The sequence below is a fragment of the Bacillus bingmayongensis genome (genome assembly GCF_000299035.1).
Classification (GTDB): Bacteria; Bacillota; Bacilli; order Bacillales; family Bacillaceae_G; genus Bacillus_A; species Bacillus_A bingmayongensis.
The window spans coordinates 1-627 of sequence record NZ_AKCS01000086.1 but is presented as its reverse complement, the minus strand read 5'-3'; the positions used below and the strand labels follow the sequence as shown (position 1 = coordinate 627).

The 627-nt window shown below is 37.8% G+C and carries 1 protein-coding gene; it reads left to right on the top strand.

Going from position 1 to position 627, the window contains the following annotated elements:
* On the top strand, positions 1-627 hold a 627-nt coding region (locus tag Y7E_RS0106940), incomplete at both ends, for an IS4 family transposase (protein WP_017150559.1).

The window sequence follows — 627 nt, the reverse complement described above, 5'->3', positions numbered from 1 at the left end:
GTATCTGATGAATTACAATTATTTGCTCAAGAAATTCAAGGCCTCTTATCTCCAAATATCTTACGATATTTTGCTAGAGATGTTGGTTTTGTGCAACGAACTAGTAAGTACCAGGCAAAAGATTTAGTCGCTTTATGTGTATGGATGAGCCAAAATGTTGCTACTACTTCATTAACTCAGTTATCTAGCTGTTTAGAAGCATCAACCGAAGTGCTCATCAGTCCTGAGGGACTGAATCAACGATTCAATAAAGCAGCCGTCCAATTTTTACAACACATATTAGCTGAACTACTAAATCAAAAATTGGTCTCATCTATACCGATTTCTTCTCCATATACTTCTGTTTTCAAGCGTATTCGTATTTTAGATTCAACTGCATTTCAACTCCCAGATTCCTTTTCATCCGTTTATCCAGGTGCAGGAGGATGCAGCCATACAGCGGGGATGAAAATTCAGCTTGAGTATGATTTATTAAGCGGACAGTTCCTGCATATCCATACAGGTCCAGGTAAACAACATGATCGAACCTACGGTTCTCTATGTGTCCCAACTGTGACAGCAAATGATTTATGTATCCGAGATCTCGGGTATTTTCATTTGAAAGATCTTCAACATATACAAGATAAA